The organism is Burkholderia sp. Ac-20384, from assembly GCF_017104605.1.
In the GTDB taxonomy this organism is placed as follows: Bacteria; Pseudomonadota; Gammaproteobacteria; order Burkholderiales; family Burkholderiaceae; genus Burkholderia; species Burkholderia lata.
On the sequence record NZ_JAAGPE010000665.1, the window covers coordinates 1 to 1168 of the forward strand.

The window sequence follows — 1168 nt, forward strand, 5'->3', positions numbered from 1 at the left end:
ACCGCGGTCGGGATGCTGGGACGGCATGGCACTCGACGGCGTGCGGTGGGCCACGGCACACACACGGAAGGCGCGGGTCGGTATGGGGCGGGCGGCCTGGGAGTGAGTGCGCCACGCACTCTTCGAACTGCTGCGGGCCGGCGCCGTGGCGCGAGCCGGGATCGGCGGAAGTCGACGCGTTCGCGCACGCCCATGCCGACACGGTCGCGTTCCACACGTTCCTGCAATGGTGCGCGTCGCGTGCGCTCGGCGACGCCCAGCACGCGGCGCGTGGCGCGGGCATGGCGACCGGGCTGATCGCCGATCTCGCGGTCGGCTCCGATCGCGCGGGCAGCGACGCGTGCGCGCACGGCGCGACGCTGCTGCGCGGCGTATCGCTCGGTGCGCCGCCCGACCTGTTCAATGCGGCCGGCCAGGCGTGGGGCGTGACGACCTGGACACCCGCCGCGCTGCGTGCGGAAGGCTTCGTGCCGTTCGTCGAACTGTTGCGCGCGGCGTTCGCGCATGCGGGCGGCATCCGCATCGATCACGTGCTCGGGTTCGCGCGGATGTGGATCGTGCCCGACGGCGGCTCGCCGCGCGACGGTGCGTACCTGCGCTATCCGGTCGACGATCTCGTGCGGCTCGTCGCGCTCGAGGCGGCCCGTCATCGCGCGCTCGCGATCGGCGAGGATCTCGGCACGGTGCCGGCCGGTTTCCGCGAACGGCTCGGCGCGCAGGGCATCGCCGGGATGCGCGTGCTGTGGTTCGAGCGCGACGCCGGCGGCACCTTCCGCCCGCCCGCGGAATGGGATCGCAACGCGATCGCGATGTCGTCGACGCACGATCTGCCGACCGTGGCCGGCTGGTGGCGCGGCGTCGACCTGGCATGGCGGCGGATCGCGGCCGAGGCCGCGGAGCAGCCCGGCGATACGGATGCGCTCAACGTGGCGCCACCCGCGCCGCCGGACGAGATGAACGACTACGAGCAGGACAACACCGTGCCCCGCGCAGCCTCCGCGTCCCCCCTGAAAGCCGGCCCGGTCACGCCGCCGCCCGCCGTTGATCCCGATCTCGTCGCCGCGCATGCAGCACGCGCGACCGAACGCGCGGCGCTGTGGCACGCGTTGCAGCACGCAGGCTGCGCGCCGGTCCGTGCCGCTACCCCGCCGGCCGACGCGCCGCCGGT

1 pseudogene is annotated in these 1168 nt (G+C 74.5%); it reads left to right on the forward strand.

What is annotated here, in order from left to right:
- Nucleotides 1-137 precede the first annotated feature (137 nt).
- A pseudogene (locus G3O00_RS42700) lies at nt 138-1168 on the forward strand (4-alpha-glucanotransferase); the annotation flags it as partial.